The sequence below is a fragment of the Calditrichota bacterium genome (assembly GCA_016867835.1).
In the GTDB taxonomy this organism is placed as follows: domain Bacteria; phylum Electryoneota; class AABM5-125-24; order Hatepunaeales; family Hatepunaeaceae; genus VGIQ01.
Genome location: VGIQ01000047.1, coordinates 1 through 20,034 on the forward strand (window position 1 = coordinate 1; position 20,034 = coordinate 20,034).

The window sequence follows — 20,034 nt, forward strand, 5'->3', positions numbered from 1 at the left end:
GATGTGGCTGAGGAAGCCGTCCGGATCGATCACGAGTCAGGGAACTTTCGCATCCGCGGCTTCATCACATCCCGCCCAATGGCGTCGCGCTCCGCCGATCAATTCCTCTTTGTCAACCGGCGCCCGGTCGTTTCGGCGCGCCTGGCGCGAGCCGTTCTGAACGGCGTCGAGCCTTACTACACCAGCGGCGGTTCGCCGGTCTATATGGTCGATATCGCGGCACCGCCCGATCGGTTCGACATCAACGTGCATCCCGCCAAGAAGGAAGTGAAGTTCGCCGACGAGAACGGCGTCTTTGGGGCGCTTTGGAGTGCCGTCCGGCGAGCAGTGGGTGCCGCGCTGGTGCCGGATAATGCAAATATAATAACAGATGACGGCTCCATAACCCGTTCCGATGTCAAAGATGGACCGCGAAGAAGGGGAGAAGCAGGACGCCGGGACTACACTGCCGCACATCCTGCGCCAAGCCTGTCAACACCATCCGCAACATCATCGGAACGTATCCCGGTTCCGGCACCGGCGCATTTGACTCCCTTCACCTCAATCCCGCGCCAGCACCTTGCGCCGCGGCGAGATCCGCTGCCCTTCCCGCACAACGACCGCCCCGACGGGCCGGTAGGCGAAGCGCTCCTTTCCAGTTCACATCCCGAGCCTGCCCCGGCGGGTGATATATCCACACCCGAACCGCGTCCTGGCGAGGGTCCGGTCATCTTCCAGATCTTCGACACCTACCTCGTCTCGCCGCTGACGACCGGCCTCGTCTTCATCGATCAACATGTGGCGCACGAGCGGGTGCTTTACGAGCGCGCCCTCGCCGCTCTTGAACGAATGCCCTGGACCAGCCAGCAACTCCTCTTCCCGTCGTCGTTTACGGTGGCGGTCGAACAAGCCCCTTTCGTTGAGGAACTCTTACCGCTCCTTAGGGCGATGGGGTTTGAGGTCGAGCCGTTCGGACCGCGGGAGTTTCGCATTTTGGCCGTTCCGGCAGGAGTAAATATCACAAGCGAGCGAGCGATTCTGATCGGCATTGTGGATGAAATGGTTGAGGGCCGGACATCGAACGCCGACCCGCGTCAGCGACTCGCGGCAGCCTTCGCCTGTCGGGGCGCAGTGAAAGCCAACACACCGCTCGAGCCGGAGCAGCGCCGCCGCTTGATAGACGACCTCTTCCAGACTGAGGATCCAGAATTCTGTCCACATGGCCGGCCGATCTATCACGTCCTTCCGTTACGGGAGATTGAGAAGTGGTTCAAACGGTAGGTAATGGTGAGGAGGGATAATTCGTAGGGTCGGATCGGAATCCAACCCTACGCGAAACTCTGCTTACCTGAAGTGCCGGAGGCCGGAATCGAACCGGCATGGGGAGTGAACCCCGGCGGATTTTGAGTCCGCTGCGTCTACCTATTTCACCACTCCGGCGGGAGACCTTAATATAGCGCTCCCTGACGCTCTCATCAAGACCGCGATCCTGGCTCCGTGGCAATGAGGCAAATGTCAAAGATGAGTGCAGTCAGAAGTTGCCATACTCCTTCGAACTCCCCTTTATTGCATGGATTGGCGCGAACTGCGATGATGCGACTGGAGCATTTTCATCAGCGTGAAGTAGATGAAGAAGACCCCGGTCATGATCACCAGTTGCACCATCTCGGACGCCTCGCCGTAAGGTATCCCTTGCGCCTCCTTGGCTCTGCCGCTTCCAATCGAAACTACCGTGTGCCAGATCAGCGCGCTCTGCGTTAAGATGTGTGCCAGGCTGAGCACTAATCTAAGGCCCTTTCTCATTTCGTGTGACATGCCCTGCCTCTCTCTATATGTCGATGCGGGTTGACTATTTTAAGAGCACCAGCCTCTGCCGGCGCTCGCCGAACCGGGTCGTTATGCGGACGATGAAGAGGCCCGCGTCGAGGCGATCCGGTTCCAGCGTCAAATGGTGGCGGCCGGGCGGCAGCGAGTCGAACTGCCGACGAAAGACCTCCCGCCCCGCCGGGTCGTAAAACTCAATTGTAATCGGCGATGCGACGGGCAGATCGACGGGAAGTGTCGTCCGGTTGTTGAACGGGTTGGGAAATGCCGCCCGAACTGCAAACCGGTCGGGGAGGACCGGCCTTTCGCCCGGCGCTTCGCCGTAAGCCGCCGGCCCGACGGCAGCCCGGATCATCACCTGTCCGTTGGGGAATTCGGTCCACCCGGCAGCCCGGGTGTAGTAAAGATTGCGCGACCGGTCGGGCGCTGAATGATCGACGCCGATCGGCGGTGAGCCGGGCGATTCGGGCAGGTATTCGAGCACCCCCCAGACCGATGTCGGACGACCTCCCGGTGTCAGGAAGACAGCCTGGTCTATGCCCGGATAATGGACCCGCACCATTTCGTTTGCCGTCCGGGGCCGCGCTATTATAACCGGCCCCAGCGGCCGCTCCGACGGCCAGCCGCCTTCATCCGACGCAAGAAAGAATTTCACCGACGTTGCAGCACCGGTATAGAAATCGAACCACCAGCATGCCGCGCTGTCGCGGTCGATATCGACCTCGAACCGCACCGCAAAGCGGTTAAGGTCGCCTTGAAAGTCAACCACAAACATCTGCTCGGGTTGGCCGTCGTCAAAGGCATAGGTCGTCACTTCGGGGCTTTGGACAGCGTAATCTTCAACCGGAACACTCCAGGCCCGCGCTTCGGGGACGCCGTTGCGCCGGACGAATCCGGCGACCTCATACTCGTAGTGTCCGAGCGGCATCACCGTCGAGTCGGTCAGAGTGCGACTTTCCGCCGGGAATCGACCGATCACTTCCCCATTGCGCATGACGGCGATTCCGTCAAGTTGCCTCAAAGCACCTCCGTCCAGCCCGGCCGTCGGCGTATCCCACCGGAGCCGCAGGAATGACCCGGCTCGCTGAAGGCTAACTCCCTCCGGCGCTAACGGTGGAACGAGCAGCCTCGCGGGAATCCGAATCCGCGCGAACTGCTCCGGGTTGGTGACAATCGAGACCATATCTTGCGGCCACCACCCATCGAAAACCGGATTCCCTTGTTGGTCTCTATGCACGGCAAATAGCCCCAGCCCGATGGTGTAATCGGGCGCGTAGAGTGCGACCTCTTGCGGCGTGAAGAACCCGAGTGGAATCGCCATCTCGATCTCGACATGGCCGCGTCCGTCGCCGAAGGCAAGGGGCGGATTCTCATAGCGGTAATAAGGATCGGCACGGTAGTCTCCGAGCGAAAGCGACCGGTACCTCATGTCTGGAGCACCGTCGCGCCAGTAACCCCAGAAGTTCCCCTCCGAGCCGGGCCGTTCGGCAGACCACCGTCCGTTGCCGTCGTCATCAACATAGATGCCGATGCCACAGCGCTCTTCGAGTTGCCGCAGCGCGAGATACTTCATCCCGACCAGCAGTTCGTCCGTGTCGTCGTCGAAGGCTAGATAAGCGACGGCTGATCCCGCCGTATCGACGCCGTCGTAGCCGAAAACGTCGGATACATCGCGAACCACGGCGCCCTCCCACTCGCCCTCGTCGATCCGGCCGTCCAGATTGGGACGTCGGATAGGGCGCAGTTCCGCGTCCCGCTCAATAAAGTCGTCGTCAAGCCAGCCTTCGGCTTCGTTCGACCAGAGGCTCTCGCCATCGCGAAAGAGTGCTGTGATGGCATAATAGTAGCGCCGTTGCGGATAAACCGCCAGGCGGTCTTCAAATCGTTCCGCTCCGCCCGGCAGCGCGGCGATCCGGACGTACGGCCCGCCGGAAATGTGCGACCGATAGACGATGATGCTATCGGCTTCGTCGGGATTGTCCCGTTGCGGCGGGGAAATCCGGTCACCCCATAGATCGGGTGTCAGACGTGGCGGCAGGCTCCCGACCGCCGAGCGGACGGGACTGCCATTCCCCTCTCCACCGGGAGCACGATTGTAGGCTACCCACTGAAGAATGACCTTGTTGCGGACGCCTTGCGAGGCCCGGAGGTTTTCGGGCGGTGGGCCGGCGGGCTCGAGAACAAAGTTGACTCCCGAGAGTTCGCGCCCTACTTCCAACCAGACCTCCCGCCTGCCGTGTCGAAAGCCGGGCTTCGTTGCCTCCAGCGCAACTTGCATTGCTTCACCGACATCGACAGTGAGTCGATATCTGCCTTCTAAAGTGCTAAGAGTATGAAAAGGAACTCTATATACCCTGACGTTCGCATCTGGCAGCGGACTTCCATCCGAATCGCGGACGAATCCGGTAATTACTGCACCGGCAAAATTCAAGTCTATCGAATGCACCTGCCCGCCCCGGCCAAAGACGCGGTTGTGGGTTCCCTTTCCGCCCGCTACAACTCTTAGTCCGCCCTCTCCGCCCGCCCCTATGGAGAGTCCTTCCAACGACCCGTCGGTGGTCAACTGATAAATCGGCTCCGGATCTGAAACCGACCGGTCGAAGATCTTAAGATCAGGGCGCTGATGGTCGAGGTCACCCCATGATGTTGCAGCGATGATTCGGCCATTCCCACTCAACTTGACATCCGACACTTCGTCACCGAAGTCGTCGCTGATCCAGAGCGGTCTCCCGACTCCATAGGTCTCAAAGAGCGCCACCCGTCCGCTATAGCGGTCTTCGTAGAAGTCGAGCGTCCCGGCGGCAAGGTGTCGCCCGTCTAACGAGAGCGCACAACATGTTACCCAAGAGAATTGGGCACCACTGAAGGCATAATGCCACATCAGGCGGTAGCCGGTATCGGGATCGCGAGCGAAGACCCTTAGCCGTCCGGTGAGGGATGCTGTCGCCAGAATTGACCCATCACCCGACAGTACTACAGGTGATTCGGTATTGAACGTCGGCTCGTCCCAGATGCGCTCCCCAGTACGGAAATCGAACACGTAAAGGTGATTCTTGCCGTTGGCGGCAACCACAGTATTAGCCAGAGTCAAGCCATACCATCCAAATGCCTCCTCATGCGGGACTTCAACCATCCATAATGGCTGTTCGATGCCTACCTCGAACTTCCAAAGTCGGTTTGCCCGCCTTTCGGGATCCTCACCCGTTACATAAAACTGATGGCCGAAGATAGCGACCGGCCCGGCAGCATATCCGCCCAAACTAATGCGTCGAATTAGTTCTCCACCTCTAAAGACAAACGCACTGTCCATCGCTCCAAAGACGACATAAAAGCCGCTGACGTCGATCGCCACATTCGCACCCCCCCACGTCGTTGGATACTGATAGATCAGTTCCCCGGTCGTCCCTCTCCGCACCTCAAGCCCCTGGTCGTTGAGCGTTTTGCCGATAGCGACCCAGTTTCCGTCACCGGAGATCGCCACATTGCTGGTGATCGCGTTCTGATGAGCCGAAGACCAACGCAACCGCCCCGCGTAGGGATCGCGGCGGGGCGCATCAAATTTCGGCGTGATGGTCTCGGTGGTCTGGAATAAAGCGGAAGAGAGGCTCGTATCCGGCAGACTCAAGTTAGCGGATCGGTGATCGCGGGTCGCAATGCGCACCGATTGCGGCTGGAGGTGGTCGGATTCGATGCGATGCTCCTGAGCATAGGCTCCCGGCAACATTAGCATCGCCGTGAGCAGAATGCAGAGTGCACTCCGGCGAGGTGTTCTATTCATCTGATTACGCTCTCCTTCCTAATCCGTAATGTCGATTCTTAAGCACTTTTGGACAATCACTCACGCGGCTGAAAGCCCTGCTCATCGACCGGCACTTTAAAACCGGGCAATTCCAGCAATAGACTTAACGTCTCGCGCTCCCGCCGCGAGAGTTTCTTCGGCAGGCAAAGGTCCAACTTCACCAACAGGTCCCCGGCCGGGTGGCCATCATAAGCCGGGAGTCCCCGTCCGGCCAGTTTCAGCACCATCCCGGGCACAAATCGAGGCGGGATGTCGATGGAGATCGTTCCCCCCGGATGTGGCAACCGTGACTGTCCGCCTTCGACATAGGAGTCAATTCCTACTAACAGGCTGTAGTGTAGATTGTTCCCGCGCACCTCGAAGTAGCGATCCGGTTTCAGCACTGCGATTACGACCAGACTGCCCGCCCCGCCTGGTCCCATATGCCCTTCGTCCGCATATCGGAAGCTGCTGCCATCGCGCACGCCCGCAGGAATCTGAACACTTACTTCACGGGTCTGCTCGGGGAAGCCCTCCCCGTCCTGTCGCTGCGGGTAGCGAAGCGTCTTGCGACAGCCTAAGAAGGCTTCGGGGAGCGTCAGAAAGACCCGGACCTTAACGTCTCTGCCTCGCGCCGCCTCGCTCCGGCGTGCCTTGCTACTCGAGAGGATCTGCTCATAGGCTTCACGCGCCCGCCGGAAGAGTGCATCCGCTCTGGCGTCTCCCGGATTGGCATCGGGATGATGGATACGCGCCAGACGGCGAAAGGCAGCGCGCACCTCCTTCAGGTCTGCGGACGGCGCCAGCCCCAGAACGGCATATGGGTCTGGATGGCGTGACATCGGGAGTCGAACCTACTCCTTCTTCTCGTCCTTCCCCTTCGCGATCCCCAACTTCTGCAGGATCTCCGGCACGGTGTCGAGGAGCGCGTCGAGTTTTCCCTTGCCAACCGGAATGTATCGGATCTGCTCGCCGTCGTAAGCAAGAAACCCGACCGGCTGAACACTCGCGCCCCCTCCTCCGCCGCCACCCCCGCCGCTACCCTGCCCTCTTTTCTCGTCTCCGCCGCTGCCTTCTCCCGACCCGGCCGCAAAGCCGATAGAGACCTTGATCACCGGAAGCAACGTCACATTGCCTACCGTTACCGGCTGGCCTACAACGGTCTCTGTCGAAGCAAGCCCTTTCAGGCGGCTCAGAATGGTATCGATGATCTCTTGCGCATTGGTCATCGAGTGAACTCCTATCGTAAGGATAACGAAACTGAACTGTTTGCCGTTTGGCTACAGCAGCGGCCAGTCGAGGGTCAGCCTCCCGTTGGGGGACTGCGACCAGCCGGCTCTAAGGCCACGACGTCCGAGATCGTCTGCTATGAGACTGGCCATCCTAAGATGAAAGGCCGGTTCGCCGAACCTGGCTTCGCCCGGCATATACCCCGACGGCAAAGCGGGCAGCACCGGCTCTGTCGAAAGGCTAACATGCAGCCCGAAAGCCTTGTCGTTCGACCCTGCTATCTTGATTACCCGGCTGCTCGCGCCGCTCGACTGGAGAGTCTCACAACTGTAGCGTAGTAGATGAAAAAGCGACTGGCAGAACTCCCCTCCGGCTTGAACCGCCGACGACGGTGCGCTCTCGATCTCTATGGAGATGTTGTCGCGGCGGTGAATGCGCTCCAGCGACGCTGCCAGTGCTTTGATAATACGCCCGGCTTCCACCGGCACGGCTATCTCCATTCCCTTGATCGAATCCTGAAAGCCGCGCAACATATCGCTCGCAGTCTGGCACGACTGCAGGAGGCTTTTCAACTTGATGTCATCAGAGAGCGGGTCGAGTTCGAGCAGCATCAGTTCGATCTGCCCCATCAAAGCCGCGAGCGTGTTGTTGAAGGCGTGGGTGATTCCTGCTCCGAGCGTCCCGACCAGAGCAGACCTGTCAAGCGCTCGCATCTCGGCGGGTGTCAGGTTAACCAAATCCGCTGTGGAACTCATATCTGGCACTCTATCTAATTATTAATGGGTGCATATAATTATGGTATTCTCCAGTAGGGCGGGCATTCCTGCCTGCCCTTAGGACGGACAAGAATGTCCGTCCTACTGATGCTGCCATTTGATGCTACCATCATTACTCGCCGGGGCGAATCGCCGAAAGGTGATTCTGCTTGTCAATCAGGGATGGCACACCCGGCCAGCCTAAGAGGTTCATCCTGCATCACACATCATCGGATGTAATCAAAGAAATATACAACCTCCAAACCACACTGCAAACCTGCCGCACCCATTTCCTAAATCTACCGCGACTTGAAGAATAGGACTCCGATCCCCAGTATTCCGAATAGAACATTGCCGGCCCAGGCGGAAATCATCGGTGGCAGCGTCCCGCCATAGCCGAGCACCCGGCCGGTCTGGATTAAACCGTAGTAAATGAAGCATATGAAAAGTGCCAGTCCAAAGCCGATTGCTACGCCGCTGCGGCGTCTTGGCATTGCGGCAATCGGCGCCCCGAAGAGGACAATGATCACGGCAGCGGCGGGCAGTGCCACCTTGGAATGACGGTCCACCTCCCACTTCTGAATGACGCCTCCCGACTGCTTCAGCCTCGCAATGAACTCCTTCAATTCCCGATAATTTAGTTCTTCCGGCGCGGTCTGCACCCGGCTTAGTTCTTCCGGATCGAGACCGGGAAGGATGAGGGTCGTGTCGTTTACCATTCTCACCGGCATCATACCTTCGCTCTGAAACTGCCGCTCCCGACCATCCTCAAGCCACCACCGCCCGCTCCTCCAGACCATCTTCTCAGCGAGCAGTCGTCTGGTGATCCGTCCGCTGTCGCTCTCGACCAGTTCGACGCCGTAGGCTTCGCGGGTAGCCGGTTGATACCGGTCGATGTAGAACTGCCGCCCCCGGTCGAACTGAAAGTAAAGCCGTCCCAGGTTGGACCGCGTCTCCCGCGGTATGCGCCGCACCTCGTAGCGATAAATGTCCATCCGCTCGCGATTGGCAGCGGGCACGACCGCTTCGCCAAATAGGAAACTCCCTATTGCAGAACCGAGCGAAAGCAGCACCAGGACGACGAGCAACCGCCCAAACGGAATGCCGCCGGCTCGGAGCGCCGTCAACTCATTAGAAGAGGCTAGTCCGCCGATGGTGAAGAGCGTCGCCAACAGCGTCGCCACCGGCAGGACCAGATTGAGGATGTAAGGCACATAGAGGAGGTAATACCAGCCGACCCGAGCCAGCGGTACGCCGCTGTCGATGAACTTGTCGAGGTTTTCGACGTTGTCAACGGCTATGAATACGACCAGTCCGGCTATGAGCGCCTGCACCAGGCGGAGTATGAACCGGCTTCCTATATAGAGATCGACGATCTTCATTCGCCTTCCGCAAGCGGCGTCGATTCCTCCCGTCGAAAGAGCCGGGCAAAGCGCTTGGCCAGCCAACGGACGCCGGGCAGTGCAGTATGCCGCCGCGAATACCTCCAGAGCCATACGCCGACGATCCCGAGCACTGCATTGGGAGTCCACATCGCAATCGCCGGTGAGACCAGCAACCGGTCGGCAAGATCTTCACCGGCGCCCAATAGCGCCCAGTAGATCGTAAAGAAGAGCAGCGACAACCCGCCCGCGACACCGATCCCGCCCTTATGCGCCAGTATTCCAAGCGGCACCCCTAACATCACGAATACGAGGCAGGCCGCAGGGATCGAGAACTTCTTGTGGATTTCGACCAGATAAGCGGCTTCCCGACGGCGGTCATAGTCGATCCCGGGGCTGGCGCGCAGTTCCCCGATACGCTTCAACATCTCGCCGGCCGACAGTTCACGGTCGCCCCGGAAGCCCGATTCACCTCGCTTCAGCACCATCCCCGGAGCCGGCACCCGGAACAGCGCACTGTCGAACAGCGTCTGCTCATAACCTCCCGGTTCGCGGTCGGAGGGCCGTTGAATCTCCCCGTCCCAAAGCGTCAAGGCGACCACCTCGGCACCGGGATCGAAAGTCAGCCTCCCCCGATGGGCTGCGATGACCGTCCGTTGTCCCGGCCCGCTCCGCTCATCGTAGATAGTAACATTGCCCAACCCCCCGCCGGCGGGATCGACCTGCTGTGCCAGAAGGACATAGTTCGGCATCCCGAAGTTATAAATGCCCGGCTCAATCGAAAGCGACGGCCTCTTGCGCGAAATGTCGATCATCAACAACTTCGTCCGGTGGTTCATCTCGGGCAGAAGGTTGTTGTTGAACCATCCGACCCAAGCCGTCAGAACCAGCCCGGCGATCAGCGAGGGAATGAGCAAACGGGTGGGCGAGACACCGGCAGCTCGAAGCGCGGTGATCTCACCTGCCGCAGAAAGCCCGCCGAATCCGGCAAGCGACGCAACCAGCACCGCCATCGGAAACGCCAGCGCCAATATCCAGGCCAGATTGAGCGCGAAATACTCGACGACCACCATCACCGGAATCCCCTTCCCGGCAATCTTCCCGAGCATCTGGAAGAAGAGGTTCATCACAAAAATGAAGACGATCAGCGCCAGACCGTAGAAAAACGGCCCGATCAGTTTGCGCAGAATGTAGCGATCGAGTATCACTATGAGCGCTTACCTACCGAAATATCATCAGGCAACGAATCACATCAGAAATAATCGTAATTGATCGGCTTCGGTCGGGCGAAGAATTGTTCCACTATAGACCGGTCGCCATCGCCATCCACTTCCGCCATTCCAAGATCGAGGGCGCCGCGAAGTTCCAGCGCCCCCCAGAAGAGGCTCGACAGTGTCGCAATGTCGGCCTTCAGCACCGGCACGGTGGCTGGTGTCTTCGGGAATTCGATCTTACCGCCCGAGCACGACACTGCAAGCAAGTCTGCGTTGGAAGGACAGAACTCGTCCTTAATCAAGAGGTTGAATCTGCCTTCGGAGCCCTCGGGCGCTCCCGTTGTCAGCAAAGCCTGCTTAAGGTTGACGATCCGTCCCATCAGGGTCGATCCGGCAACGGCGGTTTCGGCGCCGCCATGCCAGGTCTGCCGGCCGCCTTCCATGATGGGACTTGCTTGCAGATCGTCCAGCGGCAGGTTCGCCTGATCGGCGAAGACAACAGCCCGTGCCTGATCGGACTGCGCGGCAAGAAAGCCGATCAAGCCGCGCAATGACCTCGCCGACGTCCAGACGAAGTCCACCACCCGCACATCGACACCGGTGAGACTGATGCCCGCCGGGAGCGGTTCATAGGTCAGCGTCAAATACCCCTCGACAGTGCCGTCGTTGGCATACCAGCCAAAGACAAGCCGCCGTGTGAAAACAACTTCCTGCCAGTGTTGTTCAGGCCGTTGCAGGAGTCCATTATGGCGCATCGCAAAATCCCGGTAACAAGCCATCACGGCTTCCCGCTCAACTTCGGTCCGCACCGGTGCGACCGCCATGCGCTCGGGAAAAGCCGGCAGCGCACCGGGCCGAAAACGGTAGTTGCGCACATGCCCGACTGGACCCCAGCCGAGCCGTCTGTAGAATCCGTGGTCGAACGGATGCAAGATGGAAAGCGGCGTGCGATTGTGTTCCATTATCTGCATTGCCTTCACCATCATCCAGTGAGCGATGCGCTGGCGGCGTGCTTCCGGTGCCACCGATACATAGGTGATGCCGCCAGTCGAGACCGCCCGGCCGAAAAAGAAGACCTTTAGGCCATACAGCCCGAAGAGGCCGATAACCCGACCCTGCCGCTCGCAAATCCAGTTGTCTTCAAGAGGCAGTAGTTCATTGTCTCGGATGCGGGCAGCGCGCTCTTCGAGCGTCCCCTCTATAGCCGGGAAACTGGCAAAGTGAAGGCGGGCCAATTCAGCAAGGTCGGCATCCCGCGCCCGTCGGATGTTCAATTCGGCCGGTATGGTCGGCATCGGCAGATTCCATGTGAGAACTCACTTCACTGACAGCAGGACTCGTCCCGCACCTGCAATCCTTTACATGCGGGTCGCGAACCGCCCCCCAGGAACTTGCAATCATCCCCAGACAATATAACAAAAACGCCGGACGAATCCGGCGTTTCCGCGATAGTCTAAAGCAGCCGCTACGACCGCAAGGTCAGTCCGTCAGTTGAAGTCGGGCGTGATCACCTCGGTGACTCCCGGCACCATTTGACGCAGATACTGCTCTACGCCCATCTTGATGTGCATAAGCGACATCCCGCAGCCGTGACAGGCGCCGCTGAGGGCGACCTCAACAACTCCTCCGGGGTGGATTTCAAGCAGGCGAATGTCCCCGCCTTCCATATAGAACGAAGGGCGCAATTGGTCGAGCGCTATCTCGACAGAACGACGATCTACCTCCATCGGGAGGTCCTTTCAGTTGAAACATCACACGTATGGGGAGCTAACTCCACACATGTAAGTTATACTCCTTCCGGCGGAGGAAGTTGGCTCGCCGGCGGCATCTCCCGCATCGCCAACAAAACTCCCCCGATGACCACGACCGCACCTAACACAACTCCCGGTGAGAGCGACTCCCCCAACAGCCCCCATCCCATCACCAGTGCCAGTACCGGCACGGCATAAATGAACAATCCGGCTCGAGAAGCCGGCCAGTGCGACAGCACCCAGAACCAGATGATGAAACTGATCACCGTGCAGCCGGCTGAGAGGAACAGAATAGCCCACCAAAGTTCCGCCGGGGCGTCAAGCCATAGCCTTATAAAGTCCAATGACACAAATGGCAGCGTCCAGAGAGATCCGAGCCCGATGAACCAGGTGAGCCCTTCGATCGGGCTGCGCCCGGTGATGAGCCGTTTCGAGATTACCGTGAACCCGCCCCAGCCTATGACTGCGCCGAGCGTTACAAAAAGGCCAAAGGCCTTTACCCCGAGCGGAATCTCGCTTCGGTCGTCGGCGAGCGCCTGGCCGGTCAGCGCAATCACCAACAGCCCGGCAAATGCGACCGCCAACCCGACAATCCGCCGTCCCGGAATATGCTCTTTCAGGAGCAGCGCTGCCCATATCGCTATACAAGCCGGATTGAGGGATATGACCAGACTCGCCCATCCGGCGGGGATTAGCGTCTCGCCGTAGTTGAGGCAGATATGGTAGCCCGGCACGGCGAGGAAGGAGCAGAGTATAGTCAGCCACCGGTCCTGGCGGCTAAGGTGCTGCCAGAAACCGTTCCGGCTGGACTTCCTTCGCGCCAGAAAGGCTATGGGAAGCAGCATCAACGCCGATGGTATAAACCGCGCCGCGACCAACTCCATAGGGCCTAAATGGCGCAGACCTACCTTGATGGCGATGAACGACCCGCCCCAAAAGACCATCACCACCAGCAGGAGGAAGACGATCCAACCGGTAGGGGTATGTGGAATCGATTCGCCCGCCGCCCGGCTCACCTGCCGTCCAGGCCGATTCCCCACATCCCCCGACCGGCCCTGCGAGCCGCGCGCTCGGACATCTCAAACTCGCGATGCAATCTCGATTTCTCCTTGCGATAGAGCCGGCCGTAGCCCTGCCGGATGATTTCAGAGTTAACGAACAGCCCGTCCGGGGAGCGATAAATATAGGCCAGAGTCCGCCCGAAGCGATCCTTCCCTGCCTTGCCGTTGCGTTCATACTCGAGTAAGACCTCCTCGCCGGATAGGAGGTTCTTCGTGAACCGGTTCGCCTCCGGGCCATATGGCTCCATCGGAGTTCCCGGCTTGACCGTTTCCGGCGTATCTACACCGATCAACCGGACGGTCTCCTCACGACCTTCAATTTGCAGGACAACGGTGTCGCCGTCGATGACCCGCTTCACCGGCCAGGGGCCGCTCCGCACAGTTCCTGCTGTCGAACTCCTCTCCCCCGGTCCAAGATAGAATGACGTCCCGGCACCAAGAATCGCTCCAACAATGAGGCTGAGAGCATTGGTGCTAAGTTTCCCAACGACGGGACGCGATCCAGCCGGACGGTCGCCCTTGGCTTTCTTTACGAGCAACTTACGTTTGGGATTCATCAGACCTCTCGAATCGCCCTGCCGGCCGCCGTGGCTGCCGCGATCGTCCCGATCGCCAGTCCGGCTGCGGCCAGTGCGGTGGTTGATTTCCAGCCGCTCACCATGGGAATTGCAAATGAGAGTCGAATGAACCAGAGCAGCCCTTGCAGCGAAAGCCCTGCGGCAATCCCGGAGAGTAACCCGTAATAGGCACCCAACGCCGCAAACGGCCCGCGTGCAAGCCAGGGTGTTCCTCCGGAGAGCAACACCACCCTGAGAAACTCCGACCGCGCCCGGATCGCACTGGTAACGGTCATCACCGACAGGGTTACCGACAAGAGTAACGCCGCGCCGACGACCATCGTCACAACCCTACCGGCCCGGCGATTGAACGAATCAAGTTGCGCAAGTAATTCCCCGTCGTATATCACCCGCTCCACTCCGGGCGACGATTCCAGGAACGTAGATGCCGACTTCCATGCCGTTCGCGGGTCAGCATCTTCCCGAAGACTAACGATAAGCGATGCCGGAAGCGGATTCGTCCCCAACACTTCAAAGACATTGGATCCGAAATCGGCAGCGAACCGCCGGGCGGCCTGATCCTTTGAAATGTAAGTTGCAGAGCGAATATAGGGATGTTGGAGAGCCGCCTGACCGACTTCGGCGATGGCAGCGCTATCGACTTCGGTATGGAAGAAGGCTTCGACCTCGAAACGGCCCAGCAGTCCCCGACTCCAATCGTGGAGCAACAAATACCCCGACCCGACCAACCCGGTTAGCGCAAGCGTCATTGTAAGTACCGCAAGCGTAAGCAGTCCGAGCAGCCCCAGACTCCGAAATGACCGCCAGCCTTCCCGCAGGGCAAAGAGGATCACTCAGCGCTCCAGATGGCCATGATCCATTTTAAGAACTACCGGCCGAAGGTGTTCGAACCGCTCCGGTTGGTGGGTTGCCACCAACACGGCCGTGCCGTTGCGACTAACTCGAGCCAGATGCTCGACGATCTCCGCCGAGGTCTCCGCATCAAGGTTGCTTACCGGCTCATCTGCGAGCAGGAGAAATGGGTCGTTGACGAGCGCGCGTGCGATAGCGGCGCGTTGGCGTTCACCGGTCGAAAGGTGCGACGGACGGGCGTTCAGTTTCTGCGCCAGGCCGACCCGATTTAGAGCCCGGACGGCCCGCCCGCGGGAGTGATTAAGCGACGTCTCGCAACGCGCCGCAAGGATGACATTTTCAAGGGTTGACCGGTCGTCGAGGAGATGCAAATCCTGATGCACGATCCCAAGCCGGCGGCGCCACTGCGGTTTCAGACGATCGGGAAGTCCACTCGAACGAAACCGCTCGAGCGTGATTTCCCCAGCATCGGCGGCAAGTTCGAGCGAAATCAATTTGAGCAGCGTCGTCTTGCCGGCACCGGTGCGCCCGGTCAGCAGCGCAAACTCACCGCGCGCAAGGTCGAACGAAACGCCGCTTACGCCATGTCCTCCGGCATAACGATATGTAACATTTAGTAACTTAAGCATTTAATATAAAGGGCGGGATAACTCCCGCCCTCCTGATAATTATGCCACCTTCCTGCAGAGGAAATGCACCCGAAGCGATCCTGAGGATGGCGGACGACGACGAAACTCATCGGTCTCCTCGACAATTGTCAGCGGACTACGGCCCAGCAGTGCGCGCACTGTTCCGACCGGGTAGATACGTTGGATATGACGTTCCAGAAGCGGTTCGCCTCCCCCCGGCAGGGTGATCTCAAAGATATTCTCTTGAAGTCGCTGCTTCGCGTCGTAATGCATCCATCTAATGTAAGATAGATCGCTGCTGCGACCGCGCTCGCTGCGGTCGGTGAAGTGAATGCGAGAATTCGATTCGGTGCAGATGTCAAACAGGAAAAGCCCACCCGGTCGAAGCGCATTCGCCGCGGCGGCAATGAAATTGCTGAAGGCGTCTTCAGTCAGCAGGTAGTTGATCGAGTCATAGAGGCAAAGGAGGGAGTCATAGTGGTTGCGGGTGTCGAGCGACTCGAACGTGCCAACCGAGAATTGGGGCGCGTTCTGCATCCCGACGGACTTGGCACGGGCTCGCTCGATCATTCCCGGGGAGCGGTCGAAGGCTTCGACTCGGTAGCCATAGAGAGCCAGCAGCAACGCCGTCGTCCCTGTGCCGCAACCGCAGTCGAGCAGGATCGGCGGCGGATCGGCATCGGGTGGAGCCAGTCCATGGGTCGTTAGCAGATCGAGCGCAAAGCGCGACCAGCGCGAATAATCGACATGCGCCATCAGGTCGTCGTAGAGCGCCGCCAATGCGGTGTAGGGAGGCTGCTCAAGACCCGGCGGTGCTGGATTGCCGGCCTCTACAGCCTCCCCTTTCGATCTCCATAACTGCAATGCGATTTACCGGCTGTGCCCATTCATCCGCATAAAAGCCGGTACGTCGAAGTCCGCAGGCGGCTCACCGTCAAGGTCAACCTCAAGCCGGATGCGCGAGGGCGGAACGACTCTCGGCGGCTCGATCACCGGATCGCGGCGGATGATCGCCGGCTTGTCCATTTCCGTGCGCTGGGTGCGGGCGGAACGAAAGTCGGCGGTCGCTTCAGGCAGCACCGTTACGACCGGGGGAACCCGCCCGCCAGTGAAGCCGGTTGCGATGACCGTCACCCGGATCTCCTCGCCCGAGTTGTCGTCGATGACGGCGCCGAATATGACGTTGGCTTCATCGCCGGCGGCTTCATTAATCACCGTCATCGCTTCGTTCACTTCGTGGAGGGTCATCTCCGACGATCCGGTAACGTTGACCAGCACCCCCTTGGCGCCCGCAATCGAGACATCCTCGAGCAGCGGCGACGATATCGCCGCTCGAGCCGCCATTTCACCGCGCTGTTCACCCACCGCAATGCCGATCCCCATCATTGCATCACCGCCGCACTGCATCACCGTCCGGACGTCTGCGAAGTCGAGATTGATGATGCCTGAATTTGTGATCAGGTCGGTGATGCCGCGCGTCGCATCGGTCAGGACGGAGTCGGCTTTCTCGAACGCCTTCAGAAGCGTCGTCTTCACCTCGACGACGGAGAGGAGTCGCTGGTTCGGGATCACGACCAGTGTGTCGCAGTTGCCGCGCAATTCCTTGATGCCAGTGTCAGCGTAGATCATCCGGCGACGACCCTCGAAGATGAACGGCTTGGTAACGATGGCGACCGTCAGTGCTCCGGCGTCCCGCGCAAGTTGCGCGATGTGCGGCGCTGCCCCAGTGCCGGTGCCGCCGCCCATCCCGGCGGTGATGAAGACGAGGTCGGTCTCGGCGAGCACTTCTCGCAGGAACTCGGTATCATCCACGGCTGCCTTCTTCCCAACCTCGGGATTGGCTCCCGCGCCCAGACCGCGCGTCAGTAGTTTGCCAATCTGCACCTTGCGCGGGGCGAGGTTGCGGTCGAGCGCCTGGGCGTCGGTGTTGATGGTGATGAACTCGACCCCCTTCATACCGGACAGGATCATCCGGTCCACAGCGTTCCCGCCGGCACCGCCGACCCCGACCACCTTCATCCGGGCGTTGACGACCGGCTCGTCTGCGAACTTGATGGTAAGTGGAGTGATCATTCGCTCTCCCTGTAGGGATATGTTATTTTTTGAAATTCGTGGATTTGGAGGCTCCGCAGCTTTTGCCCAAGCCTCCTGCTGTTCTCACCTGGCGTCGAAACGCTTGATCCTCTGAGGGTGCAGCGACTATGTAAGCAGCGTCTCAAAAGCCGACCGGACCGAACTCCAGAGCCCTGTCGTCGCTCGCGGCCTTTGACGGCGCGGCGAGAAGGTAGCCTCCTCGGGGTCGTGCAGTGCGAAACTGATGAGGCCTACCGCGGTGGCAAAGGCGGGATTGTGAACTGTGTCCACCAGCCCGTAGATGTTGCGCGGATGCCCGATCCGGACCGGCCGCAGGAAAATCTCCTCAGCCAGGCCTTTGATGCCGCTCATCATTGCTCCGCCTCCGGTCAGGATGATCCCCGCCGAGATCAGGTCAGCGCATTCGACTCTCTTCAACTGGACTTGCACCAGGCGCAGGATTTCCTCCAGGCGCGCTCTGACCACAGCGTTCAACTCGATGGGATCGACGAGCCGTCCGCCAAAGTCGCCATCGCCCTCGATGGTGAACCGCTCCGAAACTCCGACCGGTGGAGTAACCGCCGCATGATCGATCTTCAGCCGCTCGGCCATATCGGGTGAGACTCCCAACACCTGGGCGATATCGCGGGTGACATTGATGCCGCCAAGCGGGATGATCGAGGTGTGCTGGAGCGACCCATTCATATAGACCGTGATGTCGGTCGTCCCGCCGCCGAGTTCGATCATCAACGCCCCGATCTCCATCTCGTCGGGCGTCAGAACTGCGAAACTCGAAGCCAGCGGCTGCAGGATCAGTTTTCTCAGGCTTATGCCGGCATTGCGGATGACTCGCTGTATGTTCTGTGTCGTCGTCACCAGCCCGGTGATGATGTGGACGTCGGCTTCGAGACGCCGACCGCTGATGCCGATCGGGTTGGGGATCTCCGATTGATCGTCGATAGTGAAGCCTTGCGGCATCACATGGAGTATTTCCCGATCGGTTGGAAGCGCCACTTCCCGGGCTTTGTCGAGGACCCGGGCGATGTCTTCGTCGGAGACGACAGTGTCGCGAGGGTTGTTCTTTCCACGTGCAACGGCCACTATGCCCCGGCTGTTGAGCGACCGAATCTGGTCGCTGGCAACTGTCACAAAGGCTTCGCGCACCTTGACGCCGGCCATATGCTCGGCTTCTTCTACGGCGTCCTGCACGGAGTCTATCGCCTTCTCCATTCCGACGATTACCCCCCGCTTGATGCCGGTCGAAGGCACGGTTCCAACGCCGACGATTTCGATTTCGCCGTCGTCTTCGACCTCGGCGATAATCGCGGTTATCTTTGTCGTGCCGAGGTCGATGCCAACCAGTGTTTTCGCAGTCGCCATTATTGCCTCTCAGGTGGGGAACCCAGGGGAGCGTCTTGCGCTGACAAGACCGCCCTCACCCGTCGGTTCCGGTAACGACCAGTCCGGGGTGGCGCAGGTCGATGTATTGCGATTTAATGGAGAGGTCCCGCCCCTTCTGGTCCAGGAACTGCTCCAACTTGGTGAGCGTAACGTCATCCTCCGGGTCGAGCGCCTTTACGAGTGCGCCGCCCTCGCGTAGCCGCAGTTCGATCCGCCCCTTGACGACAGCGGCTTCCCCGAGATGCCGGTAAAGCGCGGGAAAGTCTCGCTCAAGCCGCAGGATAAGATTCAGTAATTTCCTATACTTCGGGGCTGCCCCCGGCGTCCCGATTGGGACATCTGCGGTAATGAGCGGCAGATCGACCTTCTCGCCTATTCCGGCAAGCGGAAAGAGCATTCCGCCCGAGTCGATCAGCATTATGCCGCCAGATTCTGAACGCCCCGATCCCGTTAGTGTCATCGCGACGGCTCGTCGCTCGGTAATGTTGATGACGAGGCGGCCCGGTGGTCGCCGGACTACTCGCGCCTTCTCAACTCCCGGCACCTTCTCGATCCGTGCCGCAACGGCATCGAGTGGAAGGTTCATCAGCGACGCGCCTAACGGCACTCCGGCAGCCTGTCGGATATCGGCTTCGGCAAGCCGGACGACACCGAGCACTTCGACCGTTCGAACCCGGTCCCAACCCAATTTCAGAGTCCAGCCGTTGACGAATTGTCCGGCGGCGGTGAGCGCCAGACCGGACAATGCAATCCCGGCAGATATCAGGGCCACCTTGACCGGACGAATACCCGCTCCTTTCCTGACACGTCTGAGAGTTGGCTTATCCTCGCGGTTCAATCGTCGAATCCCTCATCGGGCGGTGCCGCGAAGCCGAGCGTTCGCAGTTCCAGTTTCAGTTCGACCCCTTGCGTTTGATAGACCATGGTGCGGATTCGTCGGATGAGCGTTACGATGTCCGATGTCGTCCCGCCGCGAGCGTTAACGATGAAATTGGCGTGTAAAGGCGAAACCTCAGCACCTCCGGCGGTCTGGCCCTTTCCGCCGGCCGACTCGATCAATCGTGCAGCGAATCCCCCCGGCGGATTCTTGAAAACGCTCCCGGCCGAGGGCAGCATCATTGTGTTGCGGCGGAACCGCTCGGCTATCGTCTCCTCGACCACCTTAAGCACGTCCTTCGATCGCCGGCGCGGAAGGACGAACCGGGCTGTTACCACCGCTTTATTCATTAAGCCCGGTGCCGAGCGATAGGCAAATCCGACATCACTCTTGCTCATCTTTACCAACCGGCCATCCGGGGTGGCTGTTTCGACCTCTACCAGGTGATCAGAAATGGCCATCCCGAAGGCTCCGGCATTCATCGAAAGGCCCCCGCCGACACCGCCGGGGATGCCGGCCAGTTTCTCCATCCCCCCCAGCCCCTCTTCCGCAGCCAGCCGGACGACATCCCCCAGCCAGGCACCTCCGCCGGCGACAAGTTCGTCGCCCCTGACCACAATGTCTCGCGCAACGTCCGATAAATCGGCAAC

Annotated in this window: 19 protein-coding genes and 1 tRNA gene; 1 reads left to right on the plus strand and 19 read right to left on the minus strand. The window is 59.8% G+C overall.

Annotated features, from left to right (window positions below; translation table 11 throughout):
• Positions 1 to 1,260: hypothetical protein (locus tag FJY67_06455; protein ID MBM3329100.1), on the plus strand; the 1,260-nt coding region annotated here is incomplete at its 5' end.
• Positions 1,261 to 1,333: 73 nt separating this feature from the next.
• Here FJY67_06455 and FJY67_06460 read toward each other — a convergent pair.
• The 19 genes from FJY67_06460 to FJY67_06550 all read right to left on the minus strand — a co-directional run.
• Positions 1,334 to 1,419 (minus strand) — tRNA-Leu (locus FJY67_06460).
• Positions 1,420 to 1,542: 123 nt separating this feature from the next.
• Positions 1,543 to 1,782, minus strand: coding sequence for a hypothetical protein (locus FJY67_06465; GenBank protein MBM3329101.1), 240 nt, complete (start codon positions 1,780 to 1,782; stop codon positions 1,543 to 1,545).
• Between the two features lie 46 nt (positions 1,783 to 1,828).
• Complete coding sequence (locus tag FJY67_06470; protein ID MBM3329102.1) at positions 1,829 to 5,581, minus strand: hypothetical protein; 3,753 nt, start codon at positions 5,579 to 5,581, stop codon at positions 1,829 to 1,831.
• A 56-nt stretch (positions 5,582 to 5,637) separates the two neighbouring features.
• Complete coding sequence (locus FJY67_06475) at positions 5,638 to 6,423, minus strand: J domain-containing protein (GenBank protein ID MBM3329103.1); 786 nt, start codon at positions 6,421 to 6,423, stop codon at positions 5,638 to 5,640.
• Positions 6,424 to 6,435: 12 nt separating this feature from the next.
• A complete protein-coding gene (locus FJY67_06480) occupies positions 6,436 to 6,810 on the minus strand; it encodes a sporulation protein (GenBank protein MBM3329104.1) in 375 nt (124 codons plus the stop codon).
• Positions 6,811 to 6,861: 51 nt separating this feature from the next.
• Positions 6,862 to 7,566, minus strand: coding sequence for a hypothetical protein (locus FJY67_06485; GenBank protein MBM3329105.1), 705 nt, complete (start codon positions 7,564 to 7,566; stop codon positions 6,862 to 6,864).
• 299 nt (positions 7,567 to 7,865) lie between these two features.
• Positions 7,866 to 9,062, minus strand: a complete 1,197-nt coding sequence (locus FJY67_06490; GenBank protein MBM3329106.1) for a YjgP/YjgQ family permease — start codon at positions 9,060 to 9,062, stop codon at positions 7,866 to 7,868.
• A complete protein-coding gene (locus FJY67_06495) occupies positions 8,945 to 10,159 on the minus strand; it encodes a YjgP/YjgQ family permease (GenBank protein MBM3329107.1) in 1,215 nt (404 codons plus the stop codon). The genes FJY67_06490 and FJY67_06495 overlap by 118 nt, the downstream gene beginning before the upstream one ends.
• Positions 10,160 to 10,200: 41 nt before the next feature.
• Positions 10,201 to 11,457: a GNAT family N-acetyltransferase gene (locus tag FJY67_06500; GenBank protein MBM3329108.1), complete on the minus strand. Its 1,257-nt coding sequence runs from the start codon at positions 11,455 to 11,457 to the stop codon at positions 10,201 to 10,203.
• Between the two features lie 192 nt (positions 11,458 to 11,649).
• On the minus strand, positions 11,650 to 11,889 hold the full coding sequence (locus FJY67_06505) for a NifU family protein (GenBank protein MBM3329109.1): 240 nt from the start codon (positions 11,887 to 11,889) through the stop codon (positions 11,650 to 11,652).
• A gap of 59 nt (positions 11,890 to 11,948) precedes the next feature.
• Entirely contained in the window at positions 11,949 to 12,929 is a 981-nt protein-coding gene (locus FJY67_06510) for a DMT family transporter (GenBank protein ID MBM3329110.1), read from the minus strand.
• Entirely contained in the window at positions 12,926 to 13,531 is a 606-nt protein-coding gene (locus tag FJY67_06515; GenBank protein ID MBM3329111.1) for a thermonuclease, read from the minus strand. The genes FJY67_06510 and FJY67_06515 overlap by 4 nt, the downstream gene beginning before the upstream one ends.
• A complete protein-coding gene (locus FJY67_06520) occupies positions 13,531 to 14,385 on the minus strand; it encodes a hypothetical protein (GenBank protein ID MBM3329112.1) in 855 nt (284 codons plus the stop codon). Before FJY67_06520 ends, FJY67_06515 begins: the two co-directional genes overlap by 1 nt.
• The gene (locus FJY67_06525; GenBank protein ID MBM3329113.1) at positions 14,386 to 15,033 is read right to left on the minus strand and encodes an ATP-binding cassette domain-containing protein; all 648 of its coding nucleotides are present in this window, start codon (positions 15,031 to 15,033) and stop codon (positions 14,386 to 14,388) included.
• Positions 15,034 to 15,072: 39 nt separating this feature from the next.
• Positions 15,073 to 15,897, minus strand: a complete 825-nt coding sequence (locus FJY67_06530) for a class I SAM-dependent methyltransferase (GenBank protein ID MBM3329114.1) — start codon at positions 15,895 to 15,897, stop codon at positions 15,073 to 15,075.
• A 6-nt stretch (positions 15,898 to 15,903) separates the two neighbouring features.
• Positions 15,904 to 17,106 carry a cell division protein FtsZ gene (gene ftsZ / locus FJY67_06535; protein ID MBM3329115.1) on the minus strand — a complete coding sequence of 401 codons (1,203 nt, stop codon included), beginning with the start codon at positions 17,104 to 17,106 and terminating at the stop codon, positions 15,904 to 15,906.
• A gap of 126 nt (positions 17,107 to 17,232) precedes the next feature.
• Positions 17,233 to 18,486: a cell division protein FtsA gene (gene ftsA, locus FJY67_06540; GenBank protein MBM3329116.1), complete on the minus strand. Its 1,254-nt coding sequence runs from the start codon at positions 18,484 to 18,486 to the stop codon at positions 17,233 to 17,235.
• 55 nt (positions 18,487 to 18,541) lie between these two features.
• Complete coding sequence (locus FJY67_06545) at positions 18,542 to 19,354, minus strand: FtsQ-type POTRA domain-containing protein (protein MBM3329117.1); 813 nt, start codon at positions 19,352 to 19,354, stop codon at positions 18,542 to 18,544.
• Positions 19,342 to 20,034: FAD-binding protein (locus FJY67_06550; GenBank protein ID MBM3329118.1), on the minus strand; the 693-nt coding region annotated here is incomplete at its 5' end. The genes FJY67_06550 and FJY67_06545, both read right to left, overlap by 13 nt.

Excerpts from the sequence above, each read along its gene's own strand:
- FJY67_06525 (MBM3329113.1), bottom strand. The coding sequence starts at position 15,033 with ATGCTTAAGTTACTAAATGTTACATATCGTTATGCCGGAGGACATGGC.
- FJY67_06475 (MBM3329103.1), bottom strand. The coding sequence starts at position 6,423 with ATGTCACGCCATCCAGACCCATATGCCGTTCTGGGGCTGGCGCCGTCC.
- FJY67_06500 (MBM3329108.1), bottom strand. The coding sequence starts at position 11,457 with ATGCCGACCATACCGGCCGAATTGAACATCCGACGGGCGCGGGATGCC.
- FJY67_06490 (MBM3329106.1), bottom strand. The coding sequence starts at position 9,062 with ATGGCTCTGGAGGTATTCGCGGCGGCATACTGCACTGCCCGGCGTCCG.
- FJY67_06480 (MBM3329104.1), bottom strand. The coding sequence starts at position 6,810 with ATGACCAATGCGCAAGAGATCATCGATACCATTCTGAGCCGCCTGAAA.
- FJY67_06505 (MBM3329109.1), bottom strand. The coding sequence starts at position 11,889 with ATGGAGGTAGATCGTCGTTCTGTCGAGATAGCGCTCGACCAATTGCGC.
- FJY67_06515 (MBM3329111.1), bottom strand. The coding sequence starts at position 13,531 with ATGAATCCCAAACGTAAGTTGCTCGTAAAGAAAGCCAAGGGCGACCGT.
- FJY67_06470 (MBM3329102.1), bottom strand. The coding sequence starts at position 5,581 with ATGAATAGAACACCTCGCCGGAGTGCACTCTGCATTCTGCTCACGGCG.
- ftsA (MBM3329116.1), bottom strand. The coding sequence starts at position 18,486 with ATGGCGACTGCGAAAACACTGGTTGGCATCGACCTCGGCACGACAAAG.
- ftsZ (MBM3329115.1), bottom strand. The coding sequence starts at position 17,106 with ATGATCACTCCACTTACCATCAAGTTCGCAGACGAGCCGGTCGTCAAC.
- FJY67_06485 (MBM3329105.1), bottom strand. The coding sequence starts at position 7,566 with ATGAGTTCCACAGCGGATTTGGTTAACCTGACACCCGCCGAGATGCGA.
- FJY67_06465 (MBM3329101.1), bottom strand. The coding sequence starts at position 1,782 with ATGAGAAAGGGCCTTAGATTAGTGCTCAGCCTGGCACACATCTTAACG.